The 19,216-nt window shown below is 63.3% G+C and carries 19 protein-coding genes and 1 tRNA gene; 8 read left to right on the top strand and 12 right to left on the bottom strand.

Features of this window, described 5'->3' with window-relative positions:
• Nucleotides 1–20: 20 nt before the first annotated feature.
• From LB555_RS19380 to LB555_RS19370, 3 genes are all read left to right on the top strand, one after another.
• A complete protein-coding gene (locus LB555_RS19380) occupies nucleotides 21–497 on the top strand; it encodes a DUF992 domain-containing protein (protein WP_023770564.1) in 477 nt (158 codons plus the stop codon).
• A 91-nt stretch (nucleotides 498–588) separates the two neighbouring features.
• Nucleotides 589–1,071 (top strand): DUF992 domain-containing protein, encoded by a 483-nt coding sequence (locus tag LB555_RS19375; protein ID WP_140618787.1) that lies wholly within the window; start codon nucleotides 589–591, stop codon nucleotides 1,069–1,071.
• Between the two features lie 402 nt (nucleotides 1,072–1,473).
• Nucleotides 1,474–2,910 (top strand): MFS transporter, encoded by a 1,437-nt coding sequence (locus tag LB555_RS19370; protein WP_224683512.1) that lies wholly within the window; start codon nucleotides 1,474–1,476, stop codon nucleotides 2,908–2,910.
• A gap of 24 nt (nucleotides 2,911–2,934) precedes the next feature.
• Here LB555_RS19370 and LB555_RS19365 read toward each other — a convergent pair whose 3' ends face one another.
• The 8 genes from LB555_RS19365 to LB555_RS19330 form a co-directional block, all read right to left on the bottom strand.
• A complete protein-coding gene (locus tag LB555_RS19365) occupies nucleotides 2,935–3,624 on the bottom strand; it encodes a response regulator transcription factor (RefSeq protein ID WP_015315771.1) in 690 nt (229 codons plus the stop codon).
• Nucleotides 3,621–6,356 carry a sensor histidine kinase gene (locus LB555_RS19360; protein WP_224683511.1) on the bottom strand — a complete coding sequence of 912 codons (2,736 nt, stop codon included), beginning with the start codon at nucleotides 6,354–6,356 and terminating at the stop codon, nucleotides 3,621–3,623. The genes LB555_RS19365 and LB555_RS19360 overlap by 4 nt, the downstream gene beginning before the upstream one ends.
• Nucleotides 6,357–6,413: 57 nt before the next feature.
• Nucleotides 6,414–6,977 carry a potassium-transporting ATPase subunit KdpC gene (gene kdpC, locus LB555_RS19355; RefSeq protein WP_015315769.1) on the bottom strand — a complete coding sequence of 188 codons (564 nt, stop codon included), beginning with the start codon at nucleotides 6,975–6,977 and terminating at the stop codon, nucleotides 6,414–6,416.
• 11 nt (nucleotides 6,978–6,988) lie between these two features.
• Nucleotides 6,989–9,082, bottom strand: coding sequence for a potassium-transporting ATPase subunit KdpB (gene kdpB, locus LB555_RS19350; RefSeq protein WP_224683510.1), 2,094 nt, complete (start codon nucleotides 9,080–9,082; stop codon nucleotides 6,989–6,991).
• Nucleotides 9,079–9,294, bottom strand: coding sequence for a hypothetical protein (locus tag LB555_RS19345; protein ID WP_015315767.1), 216 nt, complete (start codon nucleotides 9,292–9,294; stop codon nucleotides 9,079–9,081). The genes kdpB and LB555_RS19345 overlap by 4 nt, the downstream gene beginning before the upstream one ends.
• A gap of 7 nt (nucleotides 9,295–9,301) precedes the next feature.
• Nucleotides 9,302–11,005 carry a potassium-transporting ATPase subunit KdpA gene (kdpA, locus tag LB555_RS19340; protein WP_224683509.1) on the bottom strand — a complete coding sequence of 568 codons (1,704 nt, stop codon included), beginning with the start codon at nucleotides 11,003–11,005 and terminating at the stop codon, nucleotides 9,302–9,304.
• A gap of 20 nt (nucleotides 11,006–11,025) precedes the next feature.
• Nucleotides 11,026–11,115, bottom strand: coding sequence for a K(+)-transporting ATPase subunit F (gene kdpF / locus LB555_RS19335; protein ID WP_015315765.1), 90 nt, complete (start codon nucleotides 11,113–11,115; stop codon nucleotides 11,026–11,028).
• Nucleotides 11,116–11,486: 371 nt separating this feature from the next.
• Entirely contained in the window at nucleotides 11,487–12,206 is a 720-nt protein-coding gene (locus tag LB555_RS19330; RefSeq protein ID WP_140661737.1) for a Crp/Fnr family transcriptional regulator, read from the bottom strand.
• A 219-nt stretch (nucleotides 12,207–12,425) separates the two neighbouring features.
• Here LB555_RS19330 and LB555_RS19325 point away from each other — a divergent pair, with 219 nt between their 5' ends.
• The gene (locus LB555_RS19325) at nucleotides 12,426–12,662 is read left to right on the top strand and encodes a DUF6894 family protein (protein WP_141906306.1); all 237 of its coding nucleotides are present in this window, start codon (nucleotides 12,426–12,428) and stop codon (nucleotides 12,660–12,662) included.
• A gap of 119 nt (nucleotides 12,663–12,781) precedes the next feature.
• On the opposite strand, the gene LB555_RS19320 is transcribed toward LB555_RS19325, so the two are convergent.
• From LB555_RS19320 to LB555_RS19310, 3 genes are all read right to left on the bottom strand, one after another.
• Nucleotides 12,782–13,084 carry a DUF982 domain-containing protein gene (locus LB555_RS19320; RefSeq protein WP_140661736.1) on the bottom strand — a complete coding sequence of 101 codons (303 nt, stop codon included), beginning with the start codon at nucleotides 13,082–13,084 and terminating at the stop codon, nucleotides 12,782–12,784.
• Nucleotides 13,085–13,279: 195 nt separating this feature from the next.
• Complete coding sequence (locus LB555_RS19315) at nucleotides 13,280–14,539, bottom strand: acyltransferase family protein (protein ID WP_224683508.1); 1,260 nt, start codon at nucleotides 14,537–14,539, stop codon at nucleotides 13,280–13,282.
• A 47-nt stretch (nucleotides 14,540–14,586) separates the two neighbouring features.
• A complete protein-coding gene (locus LB555_RS19310) occupies nucleotides 14,587–14,922 on the bottom strand; it encodes a hypothetical protein (protein ID WP_224683507.1) in 336 nt (111 codons plus the stop codon).
• A gap of 255 nt (nucleotides 14,923–15,177) precedes the next feature.
• Here LB555_RS19310 and LB555_RS19305 point away from each other — a divergent pair, with 255 nt between their 5' ends.
• Complete coding sequence (locus tag LB555_RS19305; protein WP_224683506.1) at nucleotides 15,178–15,594, top strand: hypothetical protein; 417 nt, start codon at nucleotides 15,178–15,180, stop codon at nucleotides 15,592–15,594.
• Between the two features lie 599 nt (nucleotides 15,595–16,193).
• Entirely contained in the window at nucleotides 16,194–17,381 is a 1,188-nt protein-coding gene (locus tag LB555_RS19300; RefSeq protein WP_041163264.1) for an IS481 family transposase, read from the top strand.
• Between the two features lie 38 nt (nucleotides 17,382–17,419).
• Here LB555_RS19300 and LB555_RS19295 read toward each other — a convergent pair.
• Nucleotides 17,420–17,509, bottom strand: a tRNA-Ser gene (locus LB555_RS19295).
• A gap of 371 nt (nucleotides 17,510–17,880) precedes the next feature.
• On the opposite strand from LB555_RS19295, the gene LB555_RS19290 reads away from it, so the two are divergent.
• Both LB555_RS19290 and LB555_RS19285 read left to right on the top strand, forming a co-directional pair.
• On the top strand, nucleotides 17,881–18,609 hold the full coding sequence (locus LB555_RS19290) for a DUF2569 domain-containing protein (protein ID WP_224683505.1): 729 nt from the start codon (nucleotides 17,881–17,883) through the stop codon (nucleotides 18,607–18,609).
• 131 nt (nucleotides 18,610–18,740) lie between these two features.
• Nucleotides 18,741–19,064 (top strand): hypothetical protein, encoded by a 324-nt coding sequence (locus LB555_RS19285; RefSeq protein WP_140661735.1) that lies wholly within the window; start codon nucleotides 18,741–18,743, stop codon nucleotides 19,062–19,064.
• Nucleotides 19,065–19,216 lie beyond the last annotated feature (152 nt).

Raw genomic sequence — 19,216 nt, 5'->3', positions numbered from 1 at the left:
GATTGCGAAAGGACCCTCCCATGATCAAGAAACTCGTCTGCGCCGCCGCCCTTGCAACGACAATGTTCGCTGCCGCCCCGGCCAGCGCCGGCAGGTTGCAGCTCGGCACGCTCGACTGCACCATCGATGGCGGCACCGGCTATCTCGTGACCTCCAACAAGGGCGTGTCCTGTGTGTTCCGGCCCTATCATCACGGGCCGTCTGAAATTTACACCGGCGTCATCTCGAAACTCGGCGTCGATCTCGGCAAGACGCACCAGGGCCAGTTGGTCTGGGCGGTGTTTGCCGCGACCCGCGACCGTGACGCGGGCGACCTTGCCGGCAGCTACTACGGCGTCAACGCCGAGGCGAGCGTCGTCACCGGTGGCGGCGCCAACTTGCTGGTCGGTGGCTTCGACAGCGCCTTCATGCTGGAGCCACTCAGCGTCCAGGCGCAGACCGGCGTCAACCTGGCGGTCGCCGTCACCTCGCTGGAGCTGATCCACTCGCTCAAGTGATTGCACGGAGCCACGCGCTCCACGACCCCTCACCCTGCGGCGCGGAACCAGATAGTATGGTTCCGCGCCGTTTGATTTTGAGGGGACCGCCATGTTCAGGACAGCCATCGCCGCTGCCGCGACCACGATCATGCTTGCGGGCGCCGCACGAGCGCAGGACCAGGGTATCGAACTCGGTGCGCTTGAATGCGCCATTTCAGGCGGCACCGGCTTCATCTTCGGCTCGAGCAAGGATTTGAGCTGCACCTTCACCCCGGCCGACAGGAGCTTCGCGCCGGAAGCCTATTTCGGCGCCGTCAACAAATACGGACTCGATATTGGCACGACCAAGCAGGCGGTGATGCGCTGGCTGGTGCTGACGCCGCTGAAGAACATCTACGCGCCGGGTGCATTGGCGGGCGACTATATCGGCGCCAGCGCCGAAGTGACCGCCGCCGTCGGCGCCGGCGCCAATCTCCTGGTCGGCGGCTCCTCGCAGGCCTTTACCCTGCAGCCGCTCAGCCTGCAGACGCAGACCGGCATCAATCTCGCCATCGGCGTCAGCCAATTCCAGTTGCGCAGCACCGAGAATTGACTGGGCCATGAGGGCGGCTTCCGCAGCGATTCGTCATCCACGGGCGGAGCTAGGAGCGTAGCGACGCGGCGCAGACCCGAGGATCCATGCCGGGGCTCCGAAGCGCTGCAGCGGTCCAGGACCCAGCACCGCTGCACCCCTCAGCCAGGTCGTGGCATGGATCCTCGGGTCTTCGCCACGCCGCTACGCGGCTGCTCCGCCCGTGGATGACGAAATTGAGAGGCTTCGCGAACGTCTGCAAAAACGCCGCTTGAACTCAACCATGCTTGAGGTTTTAGAAGCCTGCCCTTGGGTAGACAGCGCCTGGATACGGCGCTGTCGATCCTTATGGTCCTGCCGGAAGCCCGCACTGGCCTCTGGCACCATGCGCTACAAGCGAGATAGGCAAAGGCAGGGGTGAACATGACTGAAATCACCAGCAACAAGGTAGACTGGCGCGCATTGTGGGCAAGCGGCGACCTCGCCCGCTTCTGCTTCATCAGCCTCGGCATCCTGCTGCACGCCACCAATGAGACGATGGTGGCGACGGTCATGCCGGCCATGGTCGGCGAACTGGCCGGCGTACAGCTCGTCGGCTGGTCCCTGGCGATCTACGAACTCGGCGCCATCGTCGCCGGTGCCGCCGCCGGACGCCTGGTGAGTTATGTTCCGCTGCGCACCAACATGGTGGTCGCGGCCCTGCTTTATGCCGCCGGGGCGCTGATCTGCGCCACCTCGCCCTCGATGCAATTGTTCCTTGCCGGCCGCTTGATCGAGGGCCTCGGTGGCGGCGCGCTGGTGTCGCTGGCCTTCGTCTCTGTGGAGCGGCTGTTTTCGCGTGCCATCTGGCCGCAGCTTTTCGGCATCATGTCGGCTATCTGGGGCGTCGCCGCGTTCAGCGGACCGTTGCTCGGCGCTGTTATGACCGAAGTGCTGTCCTGGCGCTGGGCCTTCGGCGTCTTCACACTCGGCGGCGCCGCCATGGCGCTGGCAAGCTTCCTCGTACTCAACACGCCGGAGGCGAAGAAACCCAGCACGAGTGCCGGCAAGGCGCCGCCCTTCCCTTTCGTGGCGCTTGGTTGTCTTGCCGTCGCCGTGGTGCTGATCGCCTCGGCCGGCGTCGACATCGCCCTGTTGCGTTCCTCGCTGCTGATCGTGTTGGGCCTGACGGGCCTCGCGCTGTTTTTCTACGTCGACGCGCTGAAGCCGCGCTCCAGGCTGTTCCCGGCGCGGCTGTTCTCCTGGCGCACGCCGGTCGGCGCCGGCATGACGATGGTCGCCGCCTTTTCCATCGCGACCTGCTCCTTCGGCGTTTACGGGCCGCTGCTCTTGACCAGCCTGCACGACATTCCGCTGCTGACCACCGGCTACATCATCGCCGCCGAATCGATCGCCTGGTCGATCCTGTCGATCCTCGTCGCCAACGCGCCGCCGCGGCGCGAAAGGCTGATCATTGTCTGCGGCGCGCTGATGATCGCGGCGGGCATCGCCGGCTTCGCCTACACGATACCGCTGGGCTCGATCCCGCTGATCCTGGTCTGCGCCCTGCTGCAGGGCGGCGGCTTCGGCATTGCCTGGCCGTTCCTGACCCGCGTCATCGTCGCCTCCGCACCGGCCGAGGAGCAGACCATCGCCTCGGCCGCGGTGCCGACCATGCAGCGCATCGGCTATGCAGTGGGCGCCGCCATTGCCGGCATCGTCGCCAACGCCAGCGGCTTTTCGCAGGGCCTGAATCACGACGCCGCGGCCAATGTCGCGAGCTGGCTGTTCCTTGCCTTCGTGCCGCTCGGCATTCTGGGCTGTCTCGCCGCCTTGCGGATATCGGCGGCGGCAAATCGGCCTCTGGAGGCGATCGGCTGACGCAGGTTTATCGGACAGGCTATTTCACTCGACACGCAGGCGATAGCCGACACCGGTCTCGGTGGTGATGTAGCGCGGCTGGTCGGGGGTTTTTTCGATCTTCTGCCTGAGCTGACGGACATAGACCCTGAGGTACTGCACGTCTGTCGAATCGTCCCAGATCTGCTTCAGGATGAAGTGGTGGGTCAGCACCTTGCCGGCATGCTGCACCAGGATGCGCAGTATGTCGTACTCTTTCGGCGAGAGCTTTACCTCCCTGTCCTCGACCTTGACGACGCGCTTGACCAGATCGACGCTGAGGTCACCGCTCTGGAATATCGGCTTCTCACCCTGCTGCTGGAACTTGTGGCGCAGCGCCACCCGGATGCGTGCCACCAGTTCGTTCATGCCGAACGGCTTGGTGACATAGTCGTCGGCGCCGAGTTCGAGCGCGCTGACGATGCCGGCCTCGTCGGTGCGGCTGGAGAGGATGACAACGGGAACGTCGACGCCCTCCTCACGCCATTTGCGCAGGAGGTCATGGCCCCCCATGCCGGGCAGGCCGAGATCGAGCAGCACCAGGTCCGGCTTCTCCTGTTCCATCAGCTCGATCGCCAGCTTGGCGTTCGGCGCCTCGCTGACCGCGTAACCCTGGCTGCCAAGGCCGACCCGCAGCAGCTTGCGGATCGGCGGCTCGTCGTCGACGACCAGTATCCTGACATTCGAATTGGTCATCGAGGCTGATCCATGCCGGGCTCGTCGCCGCGGTTGCCGATATCGCGCGCTTGCGCCGGCACCGGCATCGTGACGGTGAAGGCGCCACCGGGGCGGTCGGTCCGGTTGGCGGCCGCGATCGTGCCGCCCATCGCCTCGACGAAGCCACGGCAGATCGACAGGCCGAGCCCGGTGCCGGCGCGCACCTGATCGCCCTTGCGCACCCGGTAGAAGGTATCGAAGACGCGTTCCAGGTCCTGCGCCGGAATGCCCGATCCCTCGTCCATGATCCGCACGATGACGGAGCCATTGTCCGCCCAGGCCTGGACGCGGATCGTCGAGCCGGGCGGCGAATATTTCGAGGCATTGTCGAGAAGGTTGAACAGGACCTGTTCGAACAGCACGGGATCGAGCCGCAGCATCGGCAAGTTGGGCGGAATATCGACCTCGATCTTGTGCTCGCTGGTGATCTTGCGGGCACGGTCGAGCGCCGTGCCGACGATATCGCCGACATAATGGAGGGCGTAGTTCGGCTCCATCGCCCCGGATTCGATCTTGGTCATGTCGAGCAGGTTGGCGATGAAGCGGTTCAGCCGCTCCGATTCGTCGATCACGGTCGACAGCAGCTCCGCCCTGTCCTGCTCGGGGAGGTCGGGCGCGAATTCCTTGAGCGTGCCGGCCGCGCCCATGATGGCGGCGAGCGGCGTTTTCAGGTCATGCGAAATCGAGGTCAGCAGCGCCGAGCGCAGCCGGTCGGCTTCGGCCGCGAGCTTGGCGCGGTCGACATCGGCGACGAGCTGGATGCGTTCGATCGCCACCGCCGCCTGATCGGCCAGCGCGTCGAGCAGCCGCTGCTGCTCGGGCGTCAGAAGCGGGCCCTGCTTGTCATTGTCGAGGCCGACGACGCCGATTGCGGTGCGTCCCGTGCGCAAGGGAAGATAGAGGCGCTTGGCGCCAGGAAGCGTGTCGGCGCCGCGTCCGGCGGCACGGTTGTGCTCCCAGGCCCAGCGTGCGGCGGCAATGTCGGCCTCGGCCAGCGTGTCGTCGGGCGGATAGCCTGCCTTGACGGTGATCGTGCCATCTTCCGGCAGCAGCAGCACCACGCGCAGCTTTAGCATCGAGGCGATCTGGAAGGCGGTGGCCCAGAGCACGTCGTCGAGCGTGCCGGCGCCCGCGAGCTTCTTGGAGAACAGATAGATGTCCTCGGTTGCCCGCGCCCGCGAGCGGGCGGCGGCGGCCTGACGCTGCACGCGCGCCGTCAGGTTGCTGGCAATGACGGCAACGGCGACGAAGACGGCAATCGCGACGATGCTCTCGGGATCGCGGATCGTCAGCGTGTAGCGTGGCTCGAGGAAAAAATAGTTGAAGGCAAGGACACTGAGGAAACAGGCGTAAAGCGCCGGCCAGAGACCACCAGCCACCGCCGACGTCAGCACGGAGAGCAGGAAGACGATCGCCAGATTGCGAACGTCGAGGAACTGGTCGAGAACGGTGCTGACGGCCAATGATCCGGCAACGTAAGCCGTGGCGAGCAAATACGGCTTGGCCTGGAAATGCCTTTCCTCGGCTGCCGCGTTCACTCTCCTGGAAGACGTTTCGGTGTCCCGCTCCGTTCCGGAGATGACATGGACGCTGATGTCGCCGGCATTGCGGATCAGATCATAGGTGAGCGACCCTTCGATCAGTTCGCGCCAGCGCGAGCGGGTCGGCCTGCCGACCACGATGTGGGTGAAATTGTTGGCCGTCGCATGGCGAACGATGTCCTGCGCGACGCTCTGGCCCGGGATGGTCGTCACCTCGGCACCGAGCTGCTCGGCGAGGCGCAGCAGTGTGGCGAGCCTGTCCTTGTCGTCCTCGGACATGCCGGCGGAGCGGGGCGTGTCGACATGAAGCGCCATCCATGGCGCACGAAGCCTGTCAGCCAGCCTGCGTGCGTAGCGAATGCGGGCTGCCCCGCCCGGACGGGCATCGACGCAGACAAGAACCCGCTCCCCCGCCGCCCACGGACCCTGGATGGCGTGGGACTGCATGTGGTTGAGCAGTTGCTCGTCGACGCGCTGGGCGGTTCGGCGCAGCGCCAGTTCCCGCAACGCCGTCAAATTGCCGGGCGAAAAATAGTTCTCGACGGCGCGCTGCGCGGTGTTGGGGAAATAGACCTTGCCCTCCTCCAGCCGCTTGATCAGGTCGTCGGGCGTCAGATCGATGATCTCGACATCATCCGCCTGGTCGATGATGGAGTCTGGAACCGTCTCGCGCACCCTGACCCGGGTAATCTGGGCGACGACGTCGTTCAGGCTTTCGACATGTTGGATGTTCAGCGTCGTATAGACGTCTATGCCCCGCGCCAGGATTTCCTGGACATCGAGATAGCGCTTGGGGTGGCGGCTGCCGGGCGCGTTGGTGTGGGCGAGTTCGTCGACCAGGACCAGCGCCGGACGCCGGGCAAGGATGGCATCGATATCCATCTCGTCGAGGACGCGCCCCTTGTAGTCGACCCTGCGGCGGGCAATGACTTCATACCCCTCGACCAGGGCCTGTGTTTCCTTGCGGCCATGCGTCTCGACCACGCCGATCACCACGTCGGCACCGTCGGCCACCCTGGCACGACCCGACATCAGCATCTCGTAAGTCTTGCCGACACCAGGTGCCGCGCCCAGGAATATGCGCAGACGGCCGCGCCCTTCCCGCACGGCATGCTCTAGCAGCGCGTCGGGAGATGGTCTGTTTTCGACGTAGCTTCTGTCGTCCGGCATCGGGTCCGATCATGAATGGCGCCGGGGACCGTGTCGATCCCCGGCGCCGGACATCACCTACTTCGCGGCATCCAGCGCCAGGTTGAGGGCCAGCACATTAACCGCCGGCTCGCCGAGCACGCCCAATTCCCGGTCCTCGACCTGGCCGTCGACGAGCGCCTTGACCTTGGCCTCGTCGATGCGCCTTGCCTTGGCCACGCGCGGAACCTGGAAATAAGCGGCCTCGGGACTGATCTGCGGATCAAGGCCGCTGCCGGACGTCGTCACCAGGTCAATCGGCACCGGCTGGTCCGGGTTCTCAGCCATCAGCTTTTCCGCGTCGCCCTTGATGCGCTCGATCAGCTTCGGGTTGGTCGGACCGAGGTTGGAGCCGCCGGAGGCGCTGGCATCGTAGCCGTTGCCGGCAGCCGACGGCCGTCCGTGGAAATACGTGTCGCTGGCGAAAGCCTGGCCGATCAGTTCGGAGCCGATCACCTTGCCGCCCCTCTCGATCAGGCTGCCATTGGCCTGGCGCGGGAACAGCGCCTGGGCGATGCCGGTCATGCCGATGGGATAGACGAGCCCGGTCAGCACGGTGAAGAAAACGATCATGATGATCGCGGGTCTGATCTGCTTGAGCATCGGAATGATCCTTATGCAAGGCCAAGGGCGGTGACGGCCATGTCGATTGTCTTGATGCCGACGAACGGCACGACGATGCCGCCGAGACCGTAGACGAGAAGGTTGCGGCTGAGCAGCGCACCCGCGCCGATCGCCCGGTACTTCACACCGCGCAGCGACAGCGGGATCAGCGCGATGATGATCAGCGCGTTGAAGATGATGGCCGACAGGATGGCGCTCTGCGGTGTCGCCAGATGCATGATGTTGAGCGCTTGCAGCGGACCTGTGGTCTGGCCGGGCGCGACGTAGAAGACGGCGAACATGGCCGGGATGATGGCGAAATACTTGGCCACGTCATTGGCGATCGAGAAGGTAGTCAGCGAGCCGCGGGTCATCAACAGCGCCTTGCCGATTTCGACGATCTCGATAAGCTTGGTCGGATCGCTGTCGAGGTCGACCATATTGCCGGCCTCGCGAGCAGCGACCGTGCCGGTGTTCATGGCGACGCCGACATCGGCTTGCGCAAGGGCTGGCGCATCGTTGGTGCCGTCGCCGCACATGGCGACCAGTTTGCCCTTGGCCTGCTCGTCGCGGATCAGCTTCAGCTTGTCCTCCGGTGTCGCCTGGGCAAGGAAGTCGTCGACGCCGGCTTCGGCCGCGATGGCGGCTGCCGTCATCGGGTTGTCGCCGGTGATCATGACCGTGCGGATGCCCATCTTGCGCAGCTCGGCGAAACGCTCGCGGATGCCGCCTTTGACGATGTCCTTGAGGTGCACGATACCCAGCAGGCGCCCGTCCCGCTCGACCGCCAGCGGCGTGCCGCCGGATTTCGCGACGTCGTCGGCGATCGCCTGCAAATCCCTGATCGTGTCGCTGTTCGTGCGCGTCGCGCGGCTGGTCGATGTCGCCTGGCTGACATGGGCGAGCACGGAATCCACCGCGCCTTTGCGTACCGACGAACCGTCGATGTCGACGCCGCTCATGCGGGTCTGGGCGGTGAAGGGCACGAAGGCAGCATGCAATGTCGCCATGTCGCGGGCACGGATGGCATACTTTTCCTTGGCCAGCACCACGATCGAGCGGCCTTCCGGCGTCTCGTCGGCGAGCGAGGCAAGCTGTGCCGCGTCCGCCAGTTCCTGCTCGCTGACGCCCTTGACCGGGCGGAATTCCGTCGCCTGGCGGTTGCCGAGCGTGATGGTGCCGGTCTTGTCGAGGAGCAGCGTGTCGACGTCGCCGGCGGCTTCGACGGCGCGACCCGACATGGCCAGCACATTGAAGCGCACCAGCCGGTCCATGCCGGCAATGCCGATGGCCGACAGCAGCGCGCCGATCGTGGTCGGGATGAGCGTCACGAACAGCGCGACGAGCACGGTCACCGAAATATAGCCACCCGAGTAGTGGGCAAAGCTCGGGATGGTCGCTGTGGCCAGCACGAAGATCAGCGTCATGCCGACGAGCAGGATGTTGAGCGCGATCTCGTTGGGCGTCTTCTGGCGCTCGGCGCCTTCGACCAGCGAGATCATGCGGTCGAGGAATGTGTGGCCCGCGGCGGCGGTGATGCGCACGCGGATCCAGTCCGACAGCACCTGCGTGCCGCCGGTGACGGCCGATCGGTCGCCGCCGGATTCGCGGATCACCGGCGCGGATTCGCCCGTTATCGCCGCCTCGTTGACCGAGGCGACGCCTTCCACCACCTCGCCATCGGACGGGATGATGTCGCCGGCTTCGACGAGAACGATATCGCCGACCTTCAGGCTGGTGCCGGGTACCAGCTTGAACCTGGTGCGGTCCGCGCCCGTCAAAAGCTTGGCCTGGGTTTCGGTGCGAGCCTTGCGCAGCGAATCCGCCTGCGCCTTGCCGCGCCCTTCGGCGACGGCTTCGGCGAAATTGGCGAACAGCACCGTGAACCACAGCCAGATGATGATCTGCAGCGTGAACAGCAAATCACCGCCGCCGGTGACGAGGTCCTTGACGAACAGCACCGATGTCAGCGCCGAGACGACGGCGACGACGAACATCACCGGGTTGCGGGCCAGCGTGCGCGGATCGAGTTTGCGGAAGGCGCCGCCGATGGCGGGCCACAGGATGCCGGCATCCATGATGCTGGCTGACTTTGACTGACTCATTTTGAAGCTCCGGCTTCAGTGTTGGTGTGCGGCGGCGACTGGTCGGATGCCGAAAAAAGATGAGGAAGCCCGTAGGCCAGCAGCCAAAGCGCGATCATGGCGGCGGCAAGCCCAAGAAACGTCGACATGGTCGGGAAGGGAGGCGGCAGCCCCTCCTTCCCCGGATCGGCCCGATGCCTGATATTGCGGCGCTTGTTGCTGAACCAGGACATGTCTGCCTCAGAATGTCTGTCCATGGATCATCGCCAGGTGCTCGACGACAGGTCCGACGGCGAGCGCCGGGAAGAAGGTCAGGCCGCCGACGATGACGATGACGCCGACCAGCAGCCCGACGAACAGCGGACCGTCGGTCGGGAAGGTGCCGGCTGAGGCGGGGACGGTCTTCTTCGCCGCCAGCGCGCCGGCGATGGCGAGCGCCGGGATGATGACCAGGAAGCGGCCCATCAGCATACCGATGCCGAGCGTGATGTTGTACCAGGGCGTGTTGCCGCTGAGGCCGCCGAAAGCCGAACCGTTGTTGGCCGCCGCCGAGGTGTAGGCGTAGAGAATCTCGGAGAAGCCGTGCGGCCCGCCATTGGCGATCGACGCCACCGCGCTCGGCAACACCACCGCGATCGCCGTGAAGATCAGCATCGCCAGCGGCAGGCATAGGATGGCCAGCATCGCCATCTTGACCTCCTTCGCCTCGATCTTCTTGCCGAGATATTCGGGCGTGCGGCCGACCATCAGGCCGGCAACGAAGACGGCGATCAGGATGAACATCAGCATGCCGTAGAAGCCGGCGCCGACGCCGCCGACGATGACCTCGCCGAGTTGCATGTTGATGAGCGGAACCATGCCGCCGAGCGCGGTGAAGCTATCGTGCATGGCGTTAACCGCGCCGCAGGAAGCGGCCGTGGTGATGACGGCGAACAAAGCCGAGAGCGCGATGCCGAAGCGGGTCTCCTTGCCTTCCATGTTGCCGCCGTCGATGCCCAGCGCATGCACCAGCGGATTGCCCGCGGCTTCCGCCCAATAGCAGACGGCGACGCCAACGATGAACAGCACGCCCATGGAGGCGAGGATCGCCCAGCCCTGGCGCTGATTGCCGACCATGCGGCCGAAGACGTTGGTCAATGCGGCGCCGACGACGAAGATCGACAGCATCTGGATCAGGTTGGAGATGGCGTCGGGATTCTCGAATGGATGTGCCGCGTTGGCATTGAAGAAACCGCCGCCATTGGTGCCGAGCATCTTGATGGCGACCTGCGAGGCGACCGGCCCCAGCGCGATGGTCTGCTTGGCGCCCTCAAGCGTCGTGGCGTCGACGTAAGGCCCCAGCGTCTGCGGCATGCCGAGCCAGACATAGACCAGGGCGAGCACGACGCAGAGCGGCAAGAGCACATAGAGCGTGGCGCGCGTCATATCGACCCAGAAATTGCCGATCGATCTTCCGGAAGCGCGGGCGAAGCCGCGGATCAGCGCGATTGCAATGGCGATGCCGGTGGCGGCCGAAACGAAATTCTGGACCGTCAGCCCGGCCATCTGCACGAGGTAGGACATCGTGCTTTCGCCGCCGTAGTTCTGCCAGTTGGTGTTGGTCGTGAAGCTTACGGCGGTGTTGAAGGCGAGCGCTGGGTCGACCGCGCTCATGCCGGCCGGATTGTAGGGCAGACTGCCTTGCAGGCGTTGCAGGACATAGAGCACCAGGAAGCCCGCCAGGTTGAACAGCAGGAGAGCCACCGCATAGGTGGTCCAGTGCTGCTCCTCGCGCTCGCTGGTTCCGCAAATGCGGTAGAGCCCGCGCTCGAGCGGGCCGAGGATCGGCGAAAGCGGCGTGCGATCGCCATTGAAGACGCGGTGCATGTAGAAGCCAAGCGGCTTCACCAGCAAAACGAGGATCCCGCAATAGAGGAGGATCTGTATCCATCCGTTCAGTGTCATGGCTGTGGCTTTCCGTGCCTTCAGAAGCGTTCTGGACGAATGAGCGCGTAGGTGAGGTAGGCGAGCAGGAACAAGGTCACGCCACCGCCGAGGATGTAATCGACAAGCATAGGCTCGATCTTTCAGCTTAAATTCTGTCGCAAGCTTTGACGTAGACGATGGACAGGCCGAAGAACAAAACCCCGATCCCAAGAACAATAATGTCCATTGTGCTTTTCCTTGCTTCCAGTTTCTACTGTTCGCCCGCCAAAGACAGGTCGGCAATACCGTGAGACGGCGCGCCGCATTGGGCGGCGTCCGACGGCTTTTGCTCGACGTGAATATGGACCCGATCGCCATAAAGGATCGAGACGGGGCGGATGGGAAAGAAATAGGAATTCTATAAAGGTTTCCGGCGCGGCTCGCCGTCGAAGAGCAGTTCGTCGACGCGGATTGCCGGGAAGGATATGCCGCCGCGCTTTGCGGCCTTGCTGGGAACGCTCTACCGCGGCTCCCGCGTCAGGCTGAGATAGGTCGGATCGAACTCGGCGATTTCCTGGAGCCTGTGCCAATCCAGGATTGTCACCGTGTGATTTGCCCAGTTGACGACGCCGACTTTGCGCAAGGCGCCGATGACGCGGTTCATGTGTACGACGGAAAGACCGAGCACATCGGCCAGCTCGGCCTGTGAGAGCGGCAGGTGAAAGCTCATGCCGTTGGTGCGCTGCACCACCTGCAGCCGTACGAAAAGCTCACAGAGGAGATGGGCCAGGTGTGAGGTCTTGGAGCGGCGGCCCATCGCCACGATCCACTCGCGATGGATGGCGCCGTCGACCAGCGTGTCCAGCCACAGCAGCCGCGTCAGGTGCGGCGCTTCCTCGGTGATGGCGCGAAGCCGGCTGTGATCGGCGAACATGACATGACAGGGCGACATGGCAACGATGCCGTGATCCATCGTCTTCAGGAGGAAGGCGTGGAGATCGACGAAATCGCCAGGCACCTGCAGCGAGGTGAACTGCCGGCCGCCGTTCTCGAGCACCTTGTAGCGCGCCGCCAAACCGTCGAGGATCAGGGTCGAATAGGTGGGCCGCGCGCCCGATGCGACGATATCCTGCCCGACCGCGAAATGCCGCTCGAAAGTCATGGCCTCAGCCAGCAGCGCCTTTTCGGCATCGGAAAGCGCGTCGTGCTGGGCGAGATTCAGATACAGGGATTCCAGCACCGCTATCTCCAGCGAAAGGGCTCAGAGCCGATCGCCAACTGTCGAAAGCAAGGGGCGGCTACCGAAGCACTAGGTCGTCGGGCGCCGGCGGGCATTAACATTTGTTAGAAGGCGCTTATTCGCCAACGAAGATCATCTCTGATGGAACAACGGCTTAGCCCGCGAATTGTCGCTCAAGTCTCTTTTGGAAATTTCATCAGCTCGGGATCCGGCCGCATCATGCCCAGATACTTTCTCGACCTTTACAATGGCGATGGCCTGACGGTGGATGACCATGGTCAGGTGTTCGACTCGCGCGAGCGTCTGCGGCGCGAGGCAATCCTTATCCTGCCCGACATCATTCGCGACGAGATGATCGAAAACGACCGAACGGCCATCACCGTGAAGGTGCGCGACGAGAGCGGGCGCCATGTCTTCGAAGCATCGCTCGTCATCTCATCGAACTGGTGCGATTGACCGCGGCCTGGTCTGCGGACCCTCCGCAAGATGGAACGGAAAAGCCGGGCTCGGAGGGCCAAGCCGGGCTTTCGGGGAGCGGCCGTACGAACCGGCCATCGCAATGACAGCTCGAACGATCAGGCGGCGTAGCCTCCATGGCCGCGTGCGACGGCCCTCGCCACGATGACCGGCTCGATCTCGGGCCAGAGAATACCGGTGGCTTCCGCGAATTCAACAAGCGCATGGCGCGCCTCGTCCCTCGTGATGCAGCCTTCCAAGGCCAGGCTGCACGCCTCGACGGCATTGCGATAAAGCGGACCACGTCGGGAGGTCGTCCAGTTGGTGAGGAAATCGTGCATTTCGGCCAGCGAGGCGATTTCGCGCTTGAAGCCGAGACCGACGGTCAGTGCGACGGGCGAATGAAACAGCTTGTCATACATGAAGCGGGCTCCTGATTATAGCAGCGCCAGGAGAAATATCCGGGCTGGTCCACGGACGGGACGCCGTGAAACGCGCCGCGGGCCAAGAGGTTCCGGGCCGGGAGATTTCACATGAAAAGCGGCTGTCGTGCTCTGATCGCATGCCCCCATCGTTCCCGCCAGCACAGGCCAATCAGCATTCGAACGGCCCGGAAATCATCGCTCTTGGACGTTATGCGCTGCCTGCAGACTGTCTTGTGAGACGTCCGCGATGCCCCAGGGCTGCGCCGCGTCAGCGGCTGTCGTCTCACGCACCTCGCGATGCGTCGACAGGCGAAGAACTGCCGCAAGACGGTTCCCCAGCGAGACGCCCGGCTTTTCGACCACAAGATGCGCGACCAGCGCCAGGAGGATCAGAAGCACCATCGCAATCAATATCACGAGCCAATATTGGGCGGGGTTGTCCATGGCGAAGGCCCGCACGGGCGCGATGGAGAATGTCGAGACGAAGGCTAGTCCCTGCAAGAGATAGATGCCAAAGCTGATCTCGCCCAGCCGCACTGAGCGTGAGGCCGTCAGCAGACCAAAGAAATCAGCGCCCGTCACCACCAGGAAGAAGGTGGCAATGCATAGCAGCATCGGCCCCGGCGCGTAGGCAGTCTTATAGACAGCGAAGATACACACCAGCATCACAAGGGCGGCGGCGGACAAGGCATGCCGATGCCACCTCACCAGCAGGCCGTGTGCTTCAAGCGTTGCGCACAACATTCCGCCCGCGAAAAGTCCGAGAAAGCCGTAGGCGGGGCGGCCTCCGTTCACTGACATGAGAATTGAAAAAACCAGGAGAACGGCTGGCAAGCCCATGCGGGCCACCGGATGCCGGCTGAATATCGCCGCGATCGGCAGGCTGAAATACAACAGCCATTCATAGGGCAAGGTCCAGGTTACGCAGGCCAATGCGCAGACGCGGGAACTCGAAAGCGGGACGTAGCCGAAGACACCGAACAGCAGATCGAAAAATGCCTGCTCGTAAGTTGCGAAGGCCGAATAGTCGATCGCGCCATCGGCGACCTCCAAAGCCATCGCCGTGCCGACGGCCACAACATAGAGCGGCCCGATCCTGAAAGCCCGCTTGAGGAACAGGGTCGGAAAATCCACGGAGGACCTGGCCGACAGCAGTTTCCCCCAGAACAGATAGGCAGAGATGATGAAGAACAAGGATACGCCTACCTGTCCCAGTGGGCCATAGAAAGCCGAGGGCGGATACTTCCATGCGCCGGTCGCCAGCATTTCATGGTAGATGACGGCGTGGTGAAGCACGACGGCAAGCGCCAGATAGCCTCGCATTCCGTCTATTGCCCGCACCCTGGAGGAGTTCGATCCGAAACCTACCCGCTGAAACAGCGGCATGCCCGCAAGCGGCCAAAGCAGCGCGACGACCACAAAAGCAGGCCAGATGTCATAAAGTCCAATCACGATTGCTCCGAGCCGATGCGCACAGCACGCTGAGTCGCTTTGTTGGACTATGCAACCTTGCCCAGAGCCGGCACAAGCGCTCGCCACCATCCGCCAACCGAACAATCATTGGCCTGCCTGGCCGAAGCCGTCGAGCGCATGCGCGACGACCGGTTCTTGTCGAGCACAACCCGAACAAGTTCCATACCGACAACACCCTCGTGGCCAAGGGCCTGTTCCGGGCACAGGAAGCACAGGCTGACGCTGACAGGGCCAAGCAAGGTGCCCTTGCTACCGAGGCGGCAGAGCTGGCCAAGCAGGAGGAGATTGACCGTGCTGTCGAACTCTCGATGTCCAAGTTCAACCAGCAGCTTGCAGCCCAGCGCATGGGTGTGAAGACCCAAGGGCAATCCGGTATCAGGACGTCGGGATTGTTCCGCCTACGGCAGAGGTCGAGAAGACCACGGTCAAGGTCCTCGGCGGTATCGAGGTTTCATACCAGCAGGCCAAGGACATGGCCGAGGGCAGATCACGCAGGACGAGTTCAACAAGGCCGAGGTCGACGGTCTGGCTGCCCGTGGCTACACCGCGCCAAAGTCTTTCAGGTAACCACGGGGGCCGAGAGTGGCGAGGGGGCTTCGGCCCCTGAGTTGCCCGCCGTGGACAATGCCGAGGACGCCGAGGCCGACGACGAACTGAACGACGACGAGAAGCAAGAGAAGCAACATGCCGAGTTTGTGCGGATGGCCGACCGGGGCCTTGACCGCTTCAGGGAAACCCACAGCGAGGCCCAGCAGCAATTCATCGTGGACGCCTACGTCGCGACCGGAGAGATACCCGTGGGTGAAGCCTTCGGGATCGAGGAGGTTGAGGTGGCTGTGGTCGAGACTGCGTTCAGTCAGCACCTCGATAGGAACGTGCTACGGCAGCATGGGCTGAACCTTCAGACCTACTTCGAGCATGTCGACGAGGCCGATTACCCGGCGCTCCGCAGGGCTGCGGCCAAGGGTGAATGGCATGTGTTCCATGGGCATGCTCAGGCCATAGCAGCGGCCCGGAAGGCGCATGGGCTCTAATTCAACTTCCCCGGGTCGTTGGGCATAGGCGGGATGTCCCAAGCTCCCACTATCGCCCCGCCCGGGGCCTTTTCTCCACAACACCCTGGGCTCAATAGAGCCCACAGACCGAGCAAAAAAAGGAATATGACAAAGAAGTTGAAAGTAACTCCGAGCCAGAAACGGATGGGTTGCATCTCGCGCAGGTAAACTCGCCCGCGCACCTTTAGGATGCCAGAATAAAGAGCTAACCGGATCGTTGGCACCACGGTTCGAACCCACCAATAGATGCAACAGATGATAGCCACAATCCAAATAACTCTAACGAGCACAAGTCTCCTTCCAGGGCCGTGTCCGTCGCACGATGGTCAGATCACCAGAACGGCACACTAGTATACTTACCGCCTATTGTCGCAAGGCAGACGGCGAAGCGTGCCCGAGGGCAGATTGAGGAATGATGCCAGTTTGGTCTAAGTAATTGGTCTAAGTCGCCGGTGGTCGATCCACTGAGGTCCTGATTTTGCTGAATAAATTCAGCTATTCTGCCCTTCCCGAGAGATGGGTGACAGTTCATTCCGGATAGATGGGTTACACTTTCGGCCCTTTGCAAGGGGAGCAAGGTGCCTTGGAAGGAGTGTAACGTCATGGACGAGCGGCTGAAGTTCGTCGCGCGGCTGCTGGACGGCGAGAAGATGGCCGTGCTTTGCCGTGAGTTCGATATCTCGCGCAAGACCGGCTACAAGATCCTCACGCGCTACAATGATAGCGGCTTGGAGGGGCTGACGGATCGATCGCGCCGGCCCTACCGCCATGCCAATCAGCTTCCGTTTCAAATCGAGAAGCTGATTGTGCGTCTGAAGCAAGACAAGCCGACTTGGGGTGCGCCGAAGATACGCGAGCGGCTGGCCCGGCTATATCCGGATGTGCACCGGCCCGCGATTTCGACCGTGCACGCCGTGCTCGACCGGCACGGGATGGTCGAGCACCGCAAGCGAAGGCGCAACAGGGCGACGGGAACACCGCTTTCCAACGGCTGTCGGCCAAACGATCTTTGGTGTGCCGACTACAAGGGCGAGTTCATGCTCGCCGATCGGCGCTATTGCTATCCGCTGACGATCACCGACTTCGCCAGCCGTTATCTCATCGCCTGCGAGGCGCTGTCGACCACGAAGGAAGCCTATGCCTTCACCGTGTTCGAAAGGGTTTTCAAGGAGTTCGGCCTGCCCAGCGCGATCAGGACCGACAATGGTGTTCCCTTCGCCAGCCCCAATGCGCTGTTCAACCTCAGCAAACTGTCGGTCTGGTGGCTGCGCCTGGGCATCGACATCGAGCGCATCAAACCGGGCTGCCCGCAGCAGAACGGGCGCCATGAACGCATGCACCTGACCCTGAAGAAGGAAACCACCAAACCGGCAGGCGCCAACTTTCTGCAGCAGCAGGCCAGGTTCGATGACTTCATCGACGAGTTCAACTCAGAACGCCCCCACCAGGCCCTCGGCATGGACTGTCCGGCAGAGCGTTACGCACCCTCAACGCGACCCTATGCCGGCCTGCCAGATCTCGATTATCCGTTTCACGACAAGGCTGTCATCGTCACTACCTGCGGCCGCATCTGCTATAACAGAAAGAAGATCAACCTCAGCCTCGTTTTCGCCGGCCAGAGCGTCGGCATCAAACAGGTCGAGGACCATATCTGGCTGGCTAGCTTCATGGACTATGATTTGGGATATTTCGACGATGAGACATGCAGGCTCGAACCACTCCAAAACCCCTTCGGGCCAAAAGTGTTACCCATGTCTCCGGTATAAACCGTAACCTATGTGTCCGGAACGGACCTTCTGTAGAATGGCGGAGAGAGCGGGATTCGAACCCGCGTTACGGTCTCCCGTAAACACACTTTCCAGGCGTGCGCCTTCAACCACTCGGCCACCTCTCCGTCCTTGCATTTTTCGCGACGGCCGGTTTCGCCGCGCGGGTTGGGGACAATGCAGTCCCTTCAGGGAGGAGTAGCGATTTCCGCGCTATGGGTGCCGCCAACCAGCGGACACCTCTCCCCGGCACCTGAGCCGTCAAAGCAACAGGCGCGGGGCTCATCTAGTCGATCCCGCGCCGAATGCCAAGCCATAACGACAGTCTATTCGCTTTGCCGGCCACACAGCGCTTCGCGAGGGCGCGGCGTCATCCGTTTCAAGGTGCCGACGCCCCAAATGATGTGCACAGGCGAGCCGGCAAGGCCGGCCGCGCTTGACTTCGTCGCGGGCCACCTGTCGAGTGAAACGGAGGCTTTGCGGGGGGCATCGTCCGGGCATGACATCAGGCAGTGAACAACCGGGCGGCGGGATGCCGGGGCAGGCGCCAACCGGGCGCCCGGACAGCGGGCTGTCCTACGTGCCGGTGGGCTGGCTCATCTTCGTCATGGCGTGGTCGGTCTACGGCCTGGCCTCCGCCTGGTGGCTGACCGGCAATTCCGGCCTGCCGGACAGGATTTTCTATTTCCTCCTTGGCGGGCTTGCCGTCGACATCATCACCATCCTGTGGGGGCTTTATTTGCTCGGCCTTGCTTTTGGCCGCTCGGCGCGCTTCCCGCGCCAGTTCATCATCTGGCAGGTGGCGACCATCGCCTGGGTGCTGGCGAGGCAGGCCTATGTGCTCGCCGTGCCCGATTTCGTCTTTTCCGCCAGGAGCCTGCTTATCGGCGGCGTCGAAATCGCCATCGGCCTGCTCTGCATCTATCTGCTGCGCCGTGGGTCCGGCGCCGAGGGCGTCTATGCCAGGTCGCGGATCGAAGCGCCGTCGGTCTTCGTTTCCATCGTGGCTGCCTTGCTCGGCATCGTCCTGGGCGCGATCATTGGCGCGGTTGGCGGCTTCCTGGCTGGCTCGGTGATCGCCGATGTCGCCGAGGTCAGTTGCTTCGAGGGCGGCTGCGGCTACTTTGCCGCCTTCATCGGATTGGCCGGGCTGGTGGTCGGCGCCATTGCCGGAGGCATTCTTGCCGTCTGGCTCGTTCACCGCCCCAGGCGCGAGCCGGTCGCATAGGGCCCAGAAAAGCGCGGGCCTTAAATTCGCGTATCGCGATTGCAGCTGAACCGCACGCATTCTATTTCTGTTTCGGACATGTACCGGCGGTCTTCTGGTCAGCGTCCAGGGGGAACCGGGGGAGAGCCTTGATGTTTCGCTTCGTCTTTCGTCTTGCGGCCATGGTCGCGCTATCGGTTTCCGTCATTATGGCGGTGCTCGACACGACGCGCACGGTGGCGGCTTCGGCCCTTGTGCTGACCCCGCTCAACGCCAGTTGGCTGGCCGTCTCGCCGGACACGCGGGCCGCCTTCGAAACCTTCGTCCGCGCCAAGGCCAGTCCGCTGCTGTGGGACACAGTCATCGCCTGGGTGCTCAACCAGCCGGGCTTTGCCGTCTTCGCGGTGCTGGCCTTGCTGCTGTACGCCATCGGCTATCGGCGGCAGCGGCGCACGGGACAGTTCGCCGCGAACTGAACCCATCTCCCGCACCGTTCCGGCCGGCTGCTGAAAGCTGCGCGCAAGATCGGATCGCGGCGTGGCTTGCCCGTGGCACGCTTTTCCAAAAGGTCAAAATTCCGCGTGAATTTTGTTTCGGGCCGTGCCAGATTGCCCGGGAGCGGGAGGGC

The sequence above is a fragment of the Mesorhizobium sp. BR-1-1-10 genome (assembly GCF_020165595.1).
Taxonomy (GTDB): domain Bacteria; phylum Pseudomonadota; class Alphaproteobacteria; order Rhizobiales; family Rhizobiaceae; genus Mesorhizobium; species Mesorhizobium australicum.
The sequence above is the reverse complement of the archived record's forward strand: the minus strand, read 5'-3'. Positions and strand labels throughout refer to the sequence as shown.

Excerpts from the sequence above, each read along its gene's own strand:
- kdpF (WP_015315765.1), bottom strand. The coding sequence starts at position 11,115 with ATGCTTGTCGATTACATCCTCGGCGGTGGCGTGACCTTGTTCCTGCTC.
- LB555_RS19285 (WP_140661735.1), top strand. The coding sequence starts at position 18,741 with ATGTTTCGCTTCGTCTTTCGTCTTGCGGCCATGGTCGCGCTATCGGTT.
- LB555_RS19325 (WP_141906306.1), top strand. The coding sequence starts at position 12,426 with ATGCCCAGATACTTTCTCGACCTTTACAATGGCGATGGCCTGACGGTG.
- LB555_RS19360 (WP_224683511.1), bottom strand. The coding sequence starts at position 6,356 with ATGCCGGACGACAGAAGCTACGTCGAAAACAGACCATCTCCCGACGCG.
- LB555_RS19320 (WP_140661736.1), bottom strand. The coding sequence starts at position 13,084 with ATGTATGACAAGCTGTTTCATTCGCCCGTCGCACTGACCGTCGGTCTC.
- LB555_RS19380 (WP_023770564.1), top strand. The coding sequence starts at position 21 with ATGATCAAGAAACTCGTCTGCGCCGCCGCCCTTGCAACGACAATGTTC.
- LB555_RS19345 (WP_015315767.1), bottom strand. The coding sequence starts at position 9,294 with ATGTCCTGGTTCAGCAACAAGCGCCGCAATATCAGGCATCGGGCCGAT.
- kdpC (WP_015315769.1), bottom strand. The coding sequence starts at position 6,977 with ATGCTCAAGCAGATCAGACCCGCGATCATCATGATCGTTTTCTTCACC.
- LB555_RS19290 (WP_224683505.1), top strand. The coding sequence starts at position 17,881 with ATGACATCAGGCAGTGAACAACCGGGCGGCGGGATGCCGGGGCAGGCG.
- LB555_RS19370 (WP_224683512.1), top strand. The coding sequence starts at position 1,474 with ATGACTGAAATCACCAGCAACAAGGTAGACTGGCGCGCATTGTGGGCA.
- kdpB (WP_224683510.1), bottom strand. The coding sequence starts at position 9,082 with ATGAGTCAGTCAAAGTCAGCCAGCATCATGGATGCCGGCATCCTGTGG.
- kdpA (WP_224683509.1), bottom strand. The coding sequence starts at position 11,005 with ATGACACTGAACGGATGGATACAGATCCTCCTCTATTGCGGGATCCTC.
- LB555_RS19365 (WP_015315771.1), bottom strand. The coding sequence starts at position 3,624 with ATGACCAATTCGAATGTCAGGATACTGGTCGTCGACGACGAGCCGCCG.
- LB555_RS19375 (WP_140618787.1), top strand. The coding sequence starts at position 589 with ATGTTCAGGACAGCCATCGCCGCTGCCGCGACCACGATCATGCTTGCG.